Raw genomic sequence first — 14,476 nt, 5'->3', positions numbered from 1 at the left:
TTCTACTCATTCAACGTAAATATTCGTATATAGCTCTTCTTCATCCGGTAATGCCGATCTTTCTGAGAACTCAACTGCTTCTGCAATGACCTCTTTAACCTCTTTCTCAATTTCTTTTAACTGCTCTTCACTAGCATATTTATTAGCCAGAATTATATTTTTCACTTGTGATAATGGGTCCTGTTCTTTATAGTTTTCCACTTCTTCCTTACTACGGTATTTACCTGGATCAGACATTGAATGTCCTCTGTAACGATAAGCATCCATTTCTAATATTATTGGTCCACCATCATTTCTAACAAACTCCGCAGCCTGCCGAACATAATCATAAACTGACTCTAACGACATACCATTTAGTCTAAATCCCGTAATACCACATGACTCCCCTTTCTTGTAAAGGTCAGTCATAAAGGTAGAACGAGCTACTGAAGTACCCATTGAATATTGATTATTTTCAATAATATAAACTACAGGTAAGTGCCATAACGCCGCTAAATTAAAAGCTTCATATACTTGACCTTGATTAACTGCCCCATCTCCCAAGAAAGTAAAACATACATTATTAGTATTTCGATATTTTTCAGCAAAAGCTAGGCCTGTACCTATAGGTACTTGAGCCCCTACAATACCATGTCCACCGTAAAATTTGTTTTCTACGTCAAACAGATGCATTGAACCACCCTTGCCTTTCGAGCAACCAGTCTCTTTACCCATCAGTTCTGCTAATACGTATTTTACTTCAGTCCCTGCTGAAATAATATGAGCATGATCCCTGTAACTGGTAATAGTACTATCACCAAGCTGTTTTACTAAATCCACACCAGTAATTATCGCTTCTTGTCCAATATATAAGTGACAAAACCCACCTATTAGACCCATACCATAAAACTGCCCACATTTTTCTTCGAATCTTCTAAGCAACAACATCTTCCTATAAGACTCAAGATACTGAGGACTATTTAATTTATATTTCCCAAAAACAATCATGTATACTCCTATAAAAGCTTGAAGAATTGGTTTTCCAATTTGGGCATACACTATAATACAAAAATCATCAAGGGTTAACTGCCAATTTATGTTTTAGATTTACTAATTTAATATGACAATTAACGCTACATTTAGGATTGGCTACTTTCTTTTTTGCAATACAATTTTCCTTAGGCTTTAAAGCAATATTATTCAAAAATTCTTTAGTCTCCTTATGCATATATTGTACTCTAACCTTTGCTGTACCTTGTTTTTTAAATCCTAAAATTTTAGCAGATTTTTCCGAAACATCTATAATACGGTTCTTTTTAAAAGGACCGCGATCATTAACCATAAGAATAAGAGATTTATTATTACTTAAGTTAGTCACTTTAACCAAACTAGGTAATGGCAAACTAGGATGGGCTGCACTTAGCATATGTTTATTATATGTATCACCATTTGCTGTTTTTTTTCCATGAAATTTATGTTTAGAACCATACCAAGATGCTATACCTACTTGGTTGCAATTAATATCTTCCTTAGGTTTATAAGTCTTACCTTTGATAGTATATTTTTTACCTATCTTATAATGCCCCTTATAATGAACATTTTTAGGATCTTCCTGCGATAATTTACGATATAGACTAAGCTTAGTAGAACAAGAGCTAAGCCCTATACAATAAACTAACAACAAAAGAATATATCTAAGTTTCACTTTCATTTATATCATATTTAACCTGAATTTGATATGACAAGTTATATCGAATTGAGATTATTTATTATCATTTTCTTCAGTTTCTTTTATTTTAACATGACAGACAACCCTTGCCACACCATTAATCTGGGAAGCAATAGAAGTAACTTTTTCTAATTCTTCCTCAGACCTTGCTATACCAAATATATATACTATATCATTCACTGTAACAATGGTATAATTTACCCATTTTATATCTCGGTTAACAAAAGTTCTAACCTTGATCTGACTAGTAATCATAGCATCTTTAGTATATTGCACTAAGTCAAAATGATCACTTTTTTTATCTATTATTAGTTCATTAATAACTTCACAAACTCCTTTTTCACCCCACACAATTTCTACAGCTTTTAATGCATCTTCTTTTTTGTCTATGATTCCAGTCAGTAGTACCCTACCCTGATTTACCTCAACCTTAATCTTAGTATATAATTCCCTGAAATTATTTTTTATAAAAGAAGCTTTGATTTTTGTAGCTATTTTTACGTCATCAATTGTCTCCGCAATTGATTGATCTTTTGCAACTGCAAGAGTAGAGGTAGTTGCTGCAGTAAAAACAGCTGGCAGACAACCTGTAAGCATGAAAGATAAGATTATAATAATAAAGTTAATTCTATACATAACCGTCCTTAAATCTACTAATTTAATCTCAAATATCGATGTAAGACATCGGTTTAATAGCCTAGGTCTAGGGTGTCATTCCCACGTAGTCACGCGGATTCGGGATAATAATTTGTCAATTCTTATCCTAAATTCAGTGAAACTATATTGCTTCGTCGACCTATTGTCTCCTCGCTAATAGATGTTTTTAGCTTTAGAAAGGTTTTAAATGCATTCGCGTTAGCCGCTTTAAGAATGCATTTTTCCTTATATTAAAGTCAGTAATATTCGTGCCTTAAGATAACCTTGAGTTAAAATAAAGGCTTTAAATAGTTCATTATAATAAAATTCACAATAAACACAACTGATTTCTATTGTTTTAAGTTAGATTTGGGGAGTATACCCATAATGATTTGAAGAATGGAAACAACAAATAAGAGGCGGGCGAACGCAAGTATTACCATTTAATACGTGAATCCATGATATTAAAAAAATAATTATTTAAAGCAGCAGAGTATTACGAAAAAACTCACAAGACTGATCAAACTACAGCTAAAGTAACATGATTCATTCCTGTAATCACATAATTCTTCCCACATACCATTCAGAAGCTACAGTTAAGCCCATGCTTTTAAGGAAATTACGTTTGGGTTCGTCATATGCACCACAAACGACAAGAAACTGAGTAGCATTTTTAGTTTTTGCGAGTTTCTTGATTTCCTTAATCAATTTCTGACCAATAGAATTCCAATCGTGTTTACTTTCCACACAAAAATCATCGATCATAAGCGTTAGTCCACCCGGGTTATAGACTTTTGGTGCTGACATTAATCTACCGATGATGAAACCTAATATTTTTTCTTTGTAAACTGCAGCTAGCATAATGTGATCGTCTAACCTCAATAACTCTTCGAACCATTGCTTTTGAGATTTCTCAGCTTCAGGACCGGCATATTTCCAAAACTGTGGCTGAACTTTTTCATAAGCACGACGCTTTTTATATGACAGAGCGACAAATGATGAAATGTCAGTAGTTTCAGCAAGCCGGATTAAAATATTTTCCTGAAACTTTACTGTATTCTTTATTTTGGTATTAATTTGTACCATTGATTACAATCGCTTTACTAAAAAATGTGTTTTGCGTCCAGCAAATACTCCCTCCCCTTCCATAATAAAATCATCGATATATTTAAATCCTGCCTTTTCATAAACATGTCTAGCCCTTGGATTTGTGACATCTGGATCGATAAAAAAAGTATCAGCTTGGCTATCATAACTACTTTTAATAAAATCAATAAACACTTCTAAATTTTTTGCCCCTAATCCTTTGCCAAAATAGGCTATATTACCAATGGTATAATCCATGCTATAGGTGTGACCATGCTTTGAAAGATAAGCTTTTTTGAGTAGTGGTATAGAATATTCCTGCTTTTCTTGTAGTGTCATGACCAAGCAATAAGGTTCGTTGTAGATACACCCAATCCAATATGTGTATAGACCATCTGCATAACTTGAAGGTTTTATACGACCGTTGATGAAATTTAAAATATCATCTTTATGTTCTTGGCTATTATCCCAAAATTCCTGAACATGGGGTTCTTTTAACCAGTTAAAAATAGTGTCTTTATGACTTAAGTTAGCTTTTTCAAAATGAATATTCATAACATATCCTGTAACAAGGTTTATCTTATTTTTTCTTGGCTATAACTTCATAATAATGATCAATTTTTCTATCCTCTGAAGACCTATACCCAAGTTGTTCCATGAGAGGCAACATGCAAGAGAGGTCCTCCATTGCACAGTAACGAATTTTGATATTACTCATAAATCTCCTCCTCACAACTAACCTGAGGTTAACTTAGTTCACATATAGACCATAATTGACTTTGTCCGATTGGTGGACTGTGAAAAATAGCAGAACAATTTTTAAGATGTATAATTGACCATCCTAAAAGTCTTTGGATAGCATAATAAACTCCACTATGTGCAACAATTAAAACGGGCTCTTGAAAGCTGATCGTACTATTTAAAGCACACAAAACTCTCTTGTCAAAATCATTTACATATTCTGCTCCTTGGTGAGTATTGCCATCTCGCCATCTTTTCCAAATATTATCATCAACGGACTTGCCTTCATATTCACCCCAACAACATTCTGCTAACTCCGGGACAATTATAATATCAACCTTTAGCTTTTCATTGACGATCTCAGCAGTCCTGTATGCTCTCATAAGCGGGCTTTTAACAATATGCTTTATACCCTTTTTTCCAAGAATATCAGAGGCTTCCCGTGCTTGGTTTTCTCCAGTTTGATTAAGAGGAATATCCTGCGAACCCATGTAAATATGGTGTCGATTCCAATCTGTTTCACCATGACGTAAAAAATAAAAAGGTTTTAAGGGAAGCGTCATAACTGTAATCTCTCATGCATAGTTATAAAACCTTGTGGTGCAGGATTCTCCTCTACAAAAATCAGAATTTGCTTGGCAATCTCAAAAGGTGACTTGCTAGTAGTATCAACTGTTAAATCATATTCTCGCAGGCTACCTCTACGTGGACCCTATCTATTTGGTCATTAGATAAACCTATAGCACGATCACAGCGTAAAATTTCTCGCTCCTGCATCACTTTTGAAAGATCACAAAAAACTCCAACAAAATAGACAATATAGCCATTCAAGCTTTTTATATAAGATTTGAGGCAAGCATCTTCAAATAAGACTTCATCAATGATAAGGTTATTGTTACGACTTGCAAGTAGATTGGCAAAATCTGGCATGATACCAAAGAGCTGTTCACCTTTTGGATTAGTTTCAACACGCATGGTTGGTGTCCACGATCATTTATCCCCGGAACGAAGGAAAAGTATCTAACATCCGGTTTATCATCAGATGAGCATGGTAATGGTGTCATACTAATAAAAGTATCTATGCCAAAAGTAAGCCAAGAATCCTTACTTAAATACTGTATTGCTCTTGCAATAGATGTTTTACCAGCAGAGCCACATCCATTTAAAAATATAATCTTACTCATATGGTATCTTGCTGTTCTTTCTCATTGCTACTAATACTGTGTCCTCCTAGGGTTAACTATATATAATAAATATAACAGATTTTTATGCTCCACTAATAACAATTTTCATTATTTTTGCAAGGTTGCTTATTTTTTTTCATTCCTCAATACATTACTCTTGCTCACATTTTTTTAAGAGTTATCATTATCCTGAATTAATAGTATAGTGATTACGTTAGGGAATCAATAAATTAAGAACCACCGTGGATAAAAATATTATAACTACAGAATATAAAGAGTTTTTAGAACAGTTAAAAGACCGTGTAATTATAAGTCGTTATAAGGCAGCTTTGTCAGTTAACAAGGAGCTAATAATCTTATACCATCATATTGGTAGCGAGATTTTACAGAAACAACGTAATCAAGATTGGGGTACAAAAATTATTCATAATTTAAGTAAAGATCTGTTAAAAACATTTCCAGATATGAAAGGCTTTAGTGTTACCAATTTACATAATATGCGTCGATTTGCTGAACTATATCAGGACTATACAATTCTCCAGCAACTTGCTGGAGAATTGCCATGGTATCATCATGTTATTTTAATGGAAAGAGTAAAAGAGCAGGAAGCAAGGATATTTTATATGCAGCAAGCCGTGCAGTATGGTTGGTCACGTGCCGTAATGATACATCAGATTGACATGAATCTTTATAAACGTCACGGGAAAGCCATCACTAACTTTAAAGAAAAGTTACTATCTCCAACATCAGATTTAGCTAACCAAATTCTAAAGGATCCCTACTCCTTTGATTTCTTAAGTATAGGTCAGGATGCACATGAAAGAGAGATAGAAAAGAGCCTAATAGCACACATTGAAAAGTTTCTTATGGAATTAGGTAGCGGATTTTCTTTTATAGGACGTCAACATCATTTAAAAGTTAGTAAAAAAGATTATTACCTAGATTTACTCTTCTATCACTTAAAGCTTCGGTGTTTCATAGCAATCGAAATTAAAGCAGTTGAATTTGAACCAGAGCATGCCGGCAAAATAAATTTCTATTTATCTATAATTGACGATCAAATAAAACACCCAACAGATAACCCATCCATTGGTTTGATATTATGTAAGACCAAAGATCAAGTACTTGCTGAATATGCACTGCGGGACATGACTAAGCCGATTGGTCTTGCTGAATATAAGTTGACTGAAAGCTTGCCAGAAAATATTAAAACTGCCCTACCAACCATTGAAGAGTTGGAAGATGAATTGTCCAAGGATTTTACTAATGAGCCTTTTAAGCAGGAAATTAATGAATATCAAGAAACCTTGGATAAATTACAATCTGCAATTAACTTGCTAGAACAAAAAATAAAATCATTTAGTACAGGATTAGAAGAGTTAGAGAACAATACAAAAATAAGTGTTTGTTATGAAAAATGGGTTTTAGTACAACAACAATTACCTGAATCGAGCGAGATACAACAAGAAGCTACCCAAATAGTCAAAACAGTAGACCAAATGATGACCGATCTAAAGGCAACTGAGAAATTTTTTCATGAGACATTGAAGAAAATAAAATTATCACTCAGATATATCTATAGCTAACTTTATTAAGTTCTCGATATTGTCATAAGTTCCTAAATAGTCATATATGAACGCCAAGGTGGAACGCACAAAGAAACAATTTGGTTTTTTACAGTAATAACTGTGTTTTGTAATGAATGATAGTCGTCCACTCTAATTAAAGCTATTGCACTATTCTTATAGCTTGAACATACTACTCCAATTTTTGTATTATTTGCCATAATTTCATCATCTTTTGAGATATCTAAACTGTCTGTAGTAGCAGATATACTCTCCTTCCCCTTCGAATTGGAACGTAAAACAAGGGGTGAGTGAGCGGAGCGTACATCTAGTACGTGAGCACGCGAATCCCCCACAGTTTTACGGAGGCAATTCGAAGGGGAAGGAGAGTATAATTTAAATATTTTTTTCCTTACTACTCCTTGGTATTTTGTTCTTGAAATAACTTCCTGTCCAATATAGCAACCCTTAGTGTAACTTACAGCGTTTAATTCCTCACAGCCATATTCGACCGGAATGGATCTGTTGAAAATTAGATCCTCATACCCATCAACTATGGCAAAATTATATTTATCTTGCAGGTATAGTCCTGCTGTTCCTGCAGTTATTGGTACATCTTTACTAACAATGGAACGGAAACCGAGTTGCTCATAACGAGGGTCTTTGTATCCATTAAATTCCAACTGTTGTTTTGAGTAAATAACCTGATAGATGTTAGTTAAGTCGTTCACTTCAATTTTAGCACGTAATTTATACTGCACTAAGTGATTTTTAAATAAATCAGACTGATTAACATTTATATCAATAAAAAGTCTTGTTGCTGATAGTTTTAATACAAAAAAATCAAATAAATACCTTCCTTGATTATTTAGAGCATAACTATAACAATAATTATTATTTTTTATATCATTAGTTGTCAAATTATGCAAAAAATTCATCGCATCATCACCCACAACTTCAATAATTGCTCTATTTGTTAATATTTCATGCATAATTACCAACTATGATATTTTAATTGACTTTAATAAGTTTTATAATACTATATTATACTGATGCAATAGTTGTTTGCTATAAATTATTTATTATATGAGATGTGCTTCCTACTGTACGACTTCTGAATATAAGATGAATGACTTAGTAATAAATCTCAATAAGATTGGTCTTGAACCTAAACACTTTGATGATGTACTATATATTCAAAAAGAACAAGTAAAAAACTTAGATCCTATAGATGTTTTCTTTTTCCCATTTGGCTGTGTTACTATATGGGGAGCTGAAGAAAGCCAAGAGAAAATGATTCTAGACGATATAGTAGCTCTGCAAGCTAATCAAACTGATGAGATAATGTCTGACTTTATCTATTTTGATTATGATGAAACTACAGGTAAAACCTTTATAGATGAAGAAAAAAACCAAATCATTCTAGCAGATAAATCAACTTTTATAAAATTATCTATATCGCATGCTTTAGCTCAGTCAGTTAAACTTAGTGTACTAGAAAAATCAGTAAGTAATTTAATTGTAAAAACAACACCGATTCAACAAGAGCTAGCCAGCACTGGCAGTGTATCAATTTCAAAAAAGGAAATATCTCAACAAATTGGCATATTATTTAACGAACGATATTCTATTAATTTACACAGCGATATACTAGATACTCCTGAATTTTTTTGGCGTCGTCCTAGTTATGAACCTTTATACTTAATGACTGCAGAGTTTCAAGATATTCAAATTCGTCAGAATATTCTTAACCATCGACTGAACATGATCCATGAACTCTATAACATTTTGTCAAATGACTTAAACTATAAACACTCAACTAGACTTGAATGGATCATTATAATATTAATTACCATAGAAGTAGTACTATCCCTTATTCATGATAAACTCTTTTTCAAAATAATTGGTTATCTTCTGAATGGAAATTAATTAACTCTACTCATATTAGACCTATGACTTTACATATGGATTCTCAGTTTTAGTATAAGTAAATCTTATTGGCACACCTGGTAAATTAAACGCTGCCCGCAAGTTGTTTATAAGATACCTAGTATAACTATCAGTGATTTTCTCAGGGTTATTGGAAAATAGTTTAAAGGTTGGTGGACGAATTTTTGTTTGAGTCATATATTTAATTCTAACACGTCTACCGCCTTTTTGTAAGGGCAGTGGATGTTGTTCAAGGACAAAACCTAACCAATTATTCAGTTTACTAGTAGCAATTTTTTTATTCCATAAAGTATAAACTTTTATAGCCTCATCTAGTACCATATTAATATTCTGCTTTTTTAAGGCTGATATGAATATTATCGATACTCCCTTAACTTGTGGTAGATTGGTTTCCATCTTATAAAGAAATTCTTCCTTAAATTTATCTCTATTTTTCCCTTCAATTAAATCCCACTTATTAACTACTATAAGCAGGCTTCTGCCTTGCTCTATAACATAACTAGCAATATTTAGATCTTGTTGCTCCAAATTCATTTGTGCATCAACCATCAAAATAACAGTATTAGCAAACTTAATACTATTAATAGTATCAGAAGCTGATAATTTTTCTAAGGACTTGTTAATAGCTCCCTTTTTTCTTAGACCAGCCGTATCAATTAATTTAAATTTATTATCATTATATAGCCAATCAATTTCTATAGATTCCCTTGTTATACCGGCTTCAGGTCCTGTTAACAATCTTTCATTATTAATAATACTATTAATAAAAGTAGATTTTCCTGCATTTGGTCTACCACTCACCACTATTTGTATATAGTCAGCCTTTATTGGGTCGATTAATTCTTCCTCTAGTTCCTCATCTCCTAATTTTTCAGTTATTGCATCGTGTAAATCTGCCATACCAACACCATGTTCTGCAGAAATTGGCACTACATTATCAAAACCAAGCTTGTAGTATTCTTTAGCAAAATCAAACCGTCCTTCACATTTATTGACAATCAACACAGATTTTTTATCATATTTTCTGATAAAATTAGCAAAAAACTTATCTTCCGGTAATACACCATTTTTGCCATCCACCATAAGGCATAGTAAATCTGCTTCTAGAATGGCTTCTACAGTCTGCTGCATCATTCTATATTCTAATTTCGCACCTTCCGCTTCTTCTAAACCAGGAGTATCAATTACCATAAAATCGAATGATCCAATTTGAGCATCAGCATATTTTCGATCACGTGTTACCCCCGGGAGATCATGTACGATAGCCTTTTTCCTGATAGCCAAACGATTAAAGAGCGTAGACTTCCCTACATTGGGTCTACCAATAATCGCCACAATTTTTTTATGCATCACCTTTATATTATCATAATAATTCATTAGCACTAATACTCAAATACGCAAATTCGGGATAAGAATTTATCAATTCTTATCCCAAATTGGGGTAAATCATTTGAATATTGCAGTATTTGAGTATATTATTAACACTTAATTATATAAAATTAAAGCATAAACAGACTTCTAAAGGACAAATATTATGCATAATGGCAGTTCTAATAATCTTTATTATGCACTAGAAGGCTTTAAAACTATGCTTATTCCAATGCAAGCAAACATAGAAATTTTAGAGCAGTGGTTTAAAAATAGTAATAATCCTGTAAAAGATAGCGGCTATACTCACGTTATGTTAGCATATTTGACACTTGCTGAAAGGATGACTAGAACATACAAGAAGCCAGAATTTAACATTAATGAATGTATTATTGATGGTACGTCTTATGTTGTTAAAGAAAAAACAGTTGCTACTAAAACATTTTGTCAATTAAAGCATTTTAGCAAAATTGGTATTAAGCAAGAAATGCCAAAGTTATTAATAATTGCTCCAATGTCAGGACACCATGCTACTTTACTTAGGGACACTGTAACTGAAATGCTCCCCTATGCAGATGTATATATTACAGATTGGCTTGATGCAAGCACTATACCTAATCAACTTGGTAAATTTAACTTAAATGATTTTATAGACTACTTAATTGAGTTTATGACGTTTCTAGGACCAAATCTGCACACTATGGCAGTATGCCAACCAACAGTCCCCCTTCTAGCTGCCATTAGTATAATGTCTGCAAATAATGATGTAAATGTGCCGCGGTCAATGATTCTGATAGGTGGTCCTATTGATGCAAGGCTTAATCCTACAGATGTTGACTTGTTTGCAATCCATAAAAGCATGCAATGGTTTTGCCAAATGATGATTACATCCGTCCCCTTTAACTATCCTGGTTACGGAAGAAATGTCTATCTAGGGTTTTTACAACTTATGGGTTTTATCAGTTTAAATATTCCTCGGCATATTAATTCGCATTTGGATTTACTACAAAATTTGCTAGATGGCAACCTTGAAAAAGCTAATCATACCATAAAATTTTATGATGAATATTTAGCCACTATGGATATAACATCGGAATTCTATCTCCAAACAATACAAGAAGTATTTAAAGATTTTGCTCTTGCCAAAAATGAATTTGTCTCAAAAAATCGTAAAGTTCATTTAAAAAATATAACAAATTGTGCTTTACTAGGTATCGAAGGCGAGAATGACTATATAGCTGCGGTTGGACAAACTAAAGCTGCATTAGATTTGTGTTCCGGTATTCCTATGACAATGAAAAAATATCATTTACAAAAGGGAGTTGGGCATTACGGCTTATTTAGTGGTAGCAAATTCAAACAGTTTATTGTACCGATAATTAAGGATTTTATATATAGTTGTCAAAATTAGACTTCTAATGCAAAAAAGTTATTGCATTAATTAAAATGCAAATTATATGAGCAAAAAAAATTTCAGCTTTTACTACAAAGAGAATTTAAAGTAAATCTTAATTCACTTGAATCACTTCCAACAAGACAAAGTAATAAAGATTTTATAGACAATATTTGTTCTAATGCTCATCCTGAAGTGTTAATGGCACTAATTAAGCAAAAAATGTTGGGAACTGATATAGAACTAACAACAGAAGCTTTGCTTGTTAATTTATGTTCTTATCAAGAATATAAGGGGAGGCAGTATATATACAACAAACCATTTGCCCAATTTATTGGAGACTATGGCGATATTAAAATTAGCAAAATTCATCCAACTAATCCAAGCATCACATTTAAGAAGCCAAATGATGATATAGTAAAAGTAATCTCTACCCAAAATAGTTTAAATATACGTCAAAGTGAAAATGTATGGACGTCTTATGCCGAAGCATTACTAAACTTACACAACTATAAATCAAAAGACACAGTAATACCTAAGGATATACACTGTATAAAAAAGTCTTTCCTATTAATTATAGATTCTATAGATAAGAGCACACTATTTATTGAATTGTTTTTTGATTTTACCAAAGTTATTGGATCAATGGATCAAGATACTTTACAAGTAATTCGTAATAAGCAACTCTTTAAAGAGTCAATAATACTTTCCCAAAACTTAACACAATATTTTATTAATATTCATAATATAGAAGAGACAAAATATTTTTTAAACATTACAGATCAACTAATACGTTCTTCTCAACTTCATGAGATTGATAAACAACAAGATTTTACAGTATTACAAGCCAATCATTACTGGAATAACGGTAAGCTACTAATGGCTGAGAATAAACCCTTAGAAGCTATAGATTGTTTTAAAAATATTATCAATATAATCCTGATCCAGATACTGTCATTAATTTATATAGTCTATACATTACAATAGGAGACTATAATAAAGCAGAGGCTCTATTTAATAAACATTCAGATGCGTTACCTTGTGTAAAGATGATTAAAGATGTTTTAAATAACCAAGAATATACTGATTTGCAATTAATAAAAGATTTTTGTTATACAGATAAGCACAATATAGTTATTATCAATCTTAAATTGGCTATATCATTAAATGATGAAGAACACATAGAATCTTATAGGTCAATATTAAAACATGAGGTAATAGCGAAAAAAGAAGAGTTTAACAAAATCTCACCTGAATTTCAGGCAGAAGCTAGATTATTATTAGATAATCGTGTTGAGAATGTCAGTGCAATTATAAAAAAGCTTGATTCTGATATAACATCAGCACTGTTTTATAAGCTATCAGTATTATATTCTAATGGTTTCAATTATGACATTGCCTTAAAATATATAGATCTAGCTATATCCTATAAATCAAACGATCCTTTATACTTATTTCACAAACACATTTTAGAAATTTATAAGGAACTTTTAGATAATCTTCAGGAATCGTATCCAGAAAAACAAGCAGAAATTGAACATAAAAAACTGGATGAAATAACTCTAAGTAATGACGAAGAGTTACAGATAGAAGAAAGAGTTCCAAAAGAAAAAACTAGACCAACACAAATTTTGTCTTTGTATGATGATATAATTGATAGCTATGACCCTAAAAAAATAGACCAATATTTCAAATTAAGTAAAAAAATTCTTTTAGAACAATCGATAAATCCGGTTAATAAAGATAAAGATGCTGGATGGATAATCAATGCAGAGACTAAAATTAAGTTATTAGATGCAATTAATATATTTCCTAATTTATACGCTGCTATTGATTCTAGTTTAAAATTAGATGATCTTAGTAAGTGGGAGAACATTCTAAGAAAAGGTTTTACTTCAAGAAAAAATGCTGAAAATGGCATTAAGTACTTAAAAAAACATGGTATTTATGAAGCAAAAGATTGTAGTAATGATGTTAGATTAGTTGCTCATAAAACTTATATAAACGAAAATAACGAAAAATTAATGTTATTTACTGAACAAATGAATCATAAAGAAGTAAAAAAATATATAGGGAATACTACTTACGAAGAGATTTATTGTACTAATCATAATAATGAACTGCCACTAATAGGAGCATCGTCGATGGATGAATAGAGTCAAGACTCGGTACAATGTCATTTTCCCCCCGCGTAAGCGGGAATCCATAACATCTAACAGCCTTTTAAACTATTTTCTTACTAAGATTTTTGCTCTATCGGTGATAATTTCATCAACTAGTCCAAATGATTTAGCTACTTCGGGATCCATGAAATTATCACGTTCCATACTTTTTTCAATAGAATCTAGTTCTTGTCCTGTATGCTTGACATACAAGTTATTGAGCATTCTTTTTAATTTCATGGTTTCTTTAGCATGAATTTCTATATCTGTAGCTTGCCCTTGGTAACCACCTGACAGTTGATGGATCATTATACGACTATGTGGCAAGGAATAACGCATACCTTTCTCACCAGCCGTAAGCAACAAAGACCCTGCAGAACAAGCTTGACCTATACAAAGCGTAGAAATCTTAGGTTTAATATATTGCATAGTATCGTAAATTGCTAAACCAGAAGTTACAACACCACCAGGAGAATTAATATACATGAAAATATCTTTTTCTGGATTTTCTGCCTCTAAGAACAGTAATTGTGCAACCACTACATTTGCCATATAATCTTCAATTTGACCACAAACAAAAACGATACGTTCTTTTAACAACCTAGAATATATATCATAGGCTCTTTCCCCTCTAGGGGTTTGTTCAACTACTATAGGCACGTATGTCATTAAATTTTCTCCTA

15 protein-coding genes and 2 pseudogenes are annotated in these 14,476 nt (G+C 32.2%); 5 read left to right on the top strand and 12 right to left on the bottom strand.

Going from position 1 to position 14,476, the window contains the following annotated elements; all coding sequences use genetic code 11:
* Positions 1-6: 6 nt before the first annotated feature.
* The 9 genes and pseudogenes from pdhA to AAHM86_RS07220 all read right to left on the bottom strand — a co-directional run.
* The gene (gene pdhA, locus AAHM86_RS06280; protein WP_342267679.1) at positions 7-987 is read right to left on the bottom strand and encodes a pyruvate dehydrogenase (acetyl-transferring) E1 component subunit alpha; all 981 of its coding nucleotides are present in this window, start codon (positions 985-987) and stop codon (positions 7-9) included.
* A gap of 67 nt (positions 988-1,054) precedes the next feature.
* Positions 1,055-1,669: pseudogene (locus tag AAHM86_RS06275) on the bottom strand (septal ring lytic transglycosylase RlpA family protein); the annotation flags it as partial.
* A gap of 72 nt (positions 1,670-1,741) precedes the next feature.
* On the bottom strand, positions 1,742-2,344 hold the full coding sequence (locus tag AAHM86_RS06270) for a BON domain-containing protein (protein WP_342267678.1): 603 nt from the start codon (positions 2,342-2,344) through the stop codon (positions 1,742-1,744).
* Between the two features lie 558 nt (positions 2,345-2,902).
* The gene (locus AAHM86_RS06265) at positions 2,903-3,430 is read right to left on the bottom strand and encodes a GNAT family N-acetyltransferase (protein ID WP_341755914.1); all 528 of its coding nucleotides are present in this window, start codon (positions 3,428-3,430) and stop codon (positions 2,903-2,905) included.
* Positions 3,431-3,433: 3 nt separating this feature from the next.
* Positions 3,434-3,985, bottom strand: a complete 552-nt coding sequence (locus AAHM86_RS06260) for a GNAT family N-acetyltransferase (RefSeq protein ID WP_342267677.1) — start codon at positions 3,983-3,985, stop codon at positions 3,434-3,436.
* Positions 3,986-4,010: 25 nt separating this feature from the next.
* Complete coding sequence (locus AAHM86_RS06255) at positions 4,011-4,148, bottom strand: hypothetical protein (protein ID WP_341755915.1); 138 nt, start codon at positions 4,146-4,148, stop codon at positions 4,011-4,013.
* Between the two features lie 28 nt (positions 4,149-4,176).
* Complete coding sequence (locus AAHM86_RS06250) at positions 4,177-4,734, bottom strand: histidine phosphatase family protein (RefSeq protein WP_342267676.1); 558 nt, start codon at positions 4,732-4,734, stop codon at positions 4,177-4,179.
* A 112-nt stretch (positions 4,735-4,846) separates the two neighbouring features.
* The gene (locus tag AAHM86_RS06245; RefSeq protein ID WP_342267675.1) at positions 4,847-5,146 is read right to left on the bottom strand and encodes a phosphotransferase-like protein; all 300 of its coding nucleotides are present in this window, start codon (positions 5,144-5,146) and stop codon (positions 4,847-4,849) included.
* A 71-nt stretch (positions 5,147-5,217) separates the two neighbouring features.
* Positions 5,218-5,355, bottom strand: a pseudogene (locus AAHM86_RS07220) (phosphotransferase-like protein); the annotation flags it as partial.
* Between the two features lie 242 nt (positions 5,356-5,597).
* Between AAHM86_RS07220 and AAHM86_RS06240 the strand changes: the two are divergent.
* Positions 5,598-6,941 carry a YhcG family protein gene (locus AAHM86_RS06240; protein WP_342267674.1) on the top strand — a complete coding sequence of 448 codons (1,344 nt, stop codon included), beginning with the start codon at positions 5,598-5,600 and terminating at the stop codon, positions 6,939-6,941.
* Positions 6,942-6,973: 32 nt separating this feature from the next.
* Here the strand turns inward: AAHM86_RS06240 and AAHM86_RS06235 are convergent, their stop codons facing one another.
* The gene (locus tag AAHM86_RS06235; protein ID WP_342267673.1) at positions 6,974-7,912 is read right to left on the bottom strand and encodes a folate-binding protein; all 939 of its coding nucleotides are present in this window, start codon (positions 7,910-7,912) and stop codon (positions 6,974-6,976) included.
* A 133-nt stretch (positions 7,913-8,045) separates the two neighbouring features.
* On the opposite strand from AAHM86_RS06235, the gene AAHM86_RS06230 reads away from it, so the two are divergent.
* The gene (locus AAHM86_RS06230) at positions 8,046-8,849 is read left to right on the top strand and encodes an RMD1 family protein (protein ID WP_342267672.1); all 804 of its coding nucleotides are present in this window, start codon (positions 8,046-8,048) and stop codon (positions 8,847-8,849) included.
* A gap of 21 nt (positions 8,850-8,870) precedes the next feature.
* Here the strand turns inward: AAHM86_RS06230 and der are convergent, their stop codons facing one another.
* Positions 8,871-10,220 carry a ribosome biogenesis GTPase Der gene (der, locus tag AAHM86_RS06225; RefSeq protein ID WP_342267671.1) on the bottom strand — a complete coding sequence of 450 codons (1,350 nt, stop codon included), beginning with the start codon at positions 10,218-10,220 and terminating at the stop codon, positions 8,871-8,873.
* A 184-nt stretch (positions 10,221-10,404) separates the two neighbouring features.
* Here der and phaZ point away from each other — a divergent pair, with 184 nt between their 5' ends.
* The 3 genes from phaZ to AAHM86_RS06210 all read left to right on the top strand — a co-directional run bounded on the left by phaZ (position 10,405) and on the right by AAHM86_RS06210 (position 13,787).
* On the top strand, positions 10,405-11,649 hold the full coding sequence (phaZ, locus tag AAHM86_RS06220; RefSeq protein WP_342267670.1) for a polyhydroxyalkanoate depolymerase: 1,245 nt from the start codon (positions 10,405-10,407) through the stop codon (positions 11,647-11,649).
* Positions 11,650-11,853: 204 nt separating this feature from the next.
* A complete protein-coding gene (locus AAHM86_RS06215; protein WP_342267669.1) occupies positions 11,854-12,618 on the top strand; it encodes a hypothetical protein in 765 nt (254 codons plus the stop codon).
* 62 nt (positions 12,619-12,680) lie between these two features.
* The gene (locus AAHM86_RS06210) at positions 12,681-13,787 is read left to right on the top strand and encodes a hypothetical protein (protein WP_342267668.1); all 1,107 of its coding nucleotides are present in this window, start codon (positions 12,681-12,683) and stop codon (positions 13,785-13,787) included.
* Positions 13,788-13,859: 72 nt separating this feature from the next.
* Here AAHM86_RS06210 and AAHM86_RS06205 read toward each other — a convergent pair whose 3' ends face one another.
* Positions 13,860-14,462, bottom strand: coding sequence for an ATP-dependent Clp protease proteolytic subunit (locus tag AAHM86_RS06205; protein ID WP_341751728.1), 603 nt, complete (start codon positions 14,460-14,462; stop codon positions 13,860-13,862).
* Positions 14,463-14,476 lie beyond the last annotated feature (14 nt).

Source organism: Candidatus Tisiphia endosymbiont of Empis tessellata (genome assembly GCF_964031035.1).
Taxonomy (GTDB): domain Bacteria; phylum Pseudomonadota; class Alphaproteobacteria; order Rickettsiales; family Rickettsiaceae; genus Tisiphia.
Note: the sequence above shows the minus strand (reverse complement) of the source record. Positions and strands in the feature narration are given on the sequence as shown.

Bases quoted from the DNA above. Each gene is read 5' to 3' on its own strand.
- der (WP_342267671.1), bottom strand. From the start codon at position 10,220: ATGCATAAAAAAATTGTGGCGATTATTGGTAGACCCAATGTAGGGAAG.
- AAHM86_RS06235 (WP_342267673.1), bottom strand. From the start codon at position 7,912: ATGCATGAAATATTAACAAATAGAGCAATTATTGAAGTTGTGGGTGAT.
- AAHM86_RS06215 (WP_342267669.1), top strand. From the start codon at position 11,854: ATGTTGGGAACTGATATAGAACTAACAACAGAAGCTTTGCTTGTTAAT.
- phaZ (WP_342267670.1), top strand. From the start codon at position 10,405: ATGCATAATGGCAGTTCTAATAATCTTTATTATGCACTAGAAGGCTTT.
- AAHM86_RS06265 (WP_341755914.1), bottom strand. From the start codon at position 3,430: ATGGTACAAATTAATACCAAAATAAAGAATACAGTAAAGTTTCAGGAA.
- AAHM86_RS06255 (WP_341755915.1), bottom strand. From the start codon at position 4,148: ATGAGTAATATCAAAATTCGTTACTGTGCAATGGAGGACCTCTCTTGC.
- AAHM86_RS06205 (WP_341751728.1), bottom strand. From the start codon at position 14,462: ATGACATACGTGCCTATAGTAGTTGAACAAACCCCTAGAGGGGAAAGA.
- AAHM86_RS06245 (WP_342267675.1), bottom strand. From the start codon at position 5,146: ATGCGTGTTGAAACTAATCCAAAAGGTGAACAGCTCTTTGGTATCATG.
- AAHM86_RS06250 (WP_342267676.1), bottom strand. From the start codon at position 4,734: ATGACGCTTCCCTTAAAACCTTTTTATTTTTTACGTCATGGTGAAACA.
- AAHM86_RS06270 (WP_342267678.1), bottom strand. From the start codon at position 2,344: ATGTATAGAATTAACTTTATTATTATAATCTTATCTTTCATGCTTACA.
- pdhA (WP_342267679.1), bottom strand. From the start codon at position 987: ATGATTGTTTTTGGGAAATATAAATTAAATAGTCCTCAGTATCTTGAG.
- AAHM86_RS06260 (WP_342267677.1), bottom strand. From the start codon at position 3,985: ATGAATATTCATTTTGAAAAAGCTAACTTAAGTCATAAAGACACTATT.
- AAHM86_RS06230 (WP_342267672.1), top strand. From the start codon at position 8,046: ATGAATGACTTAGTAATAAATCTCAATAAGATTGGTCTTGAACCTAAA.
- AAHM86_RS06210 (WP_342267668.1), top strand. From the start codon at position 12,681: ATGATTAAAGATGTTTTAAATAACCAAGAATATACTGATTTGCAATTA.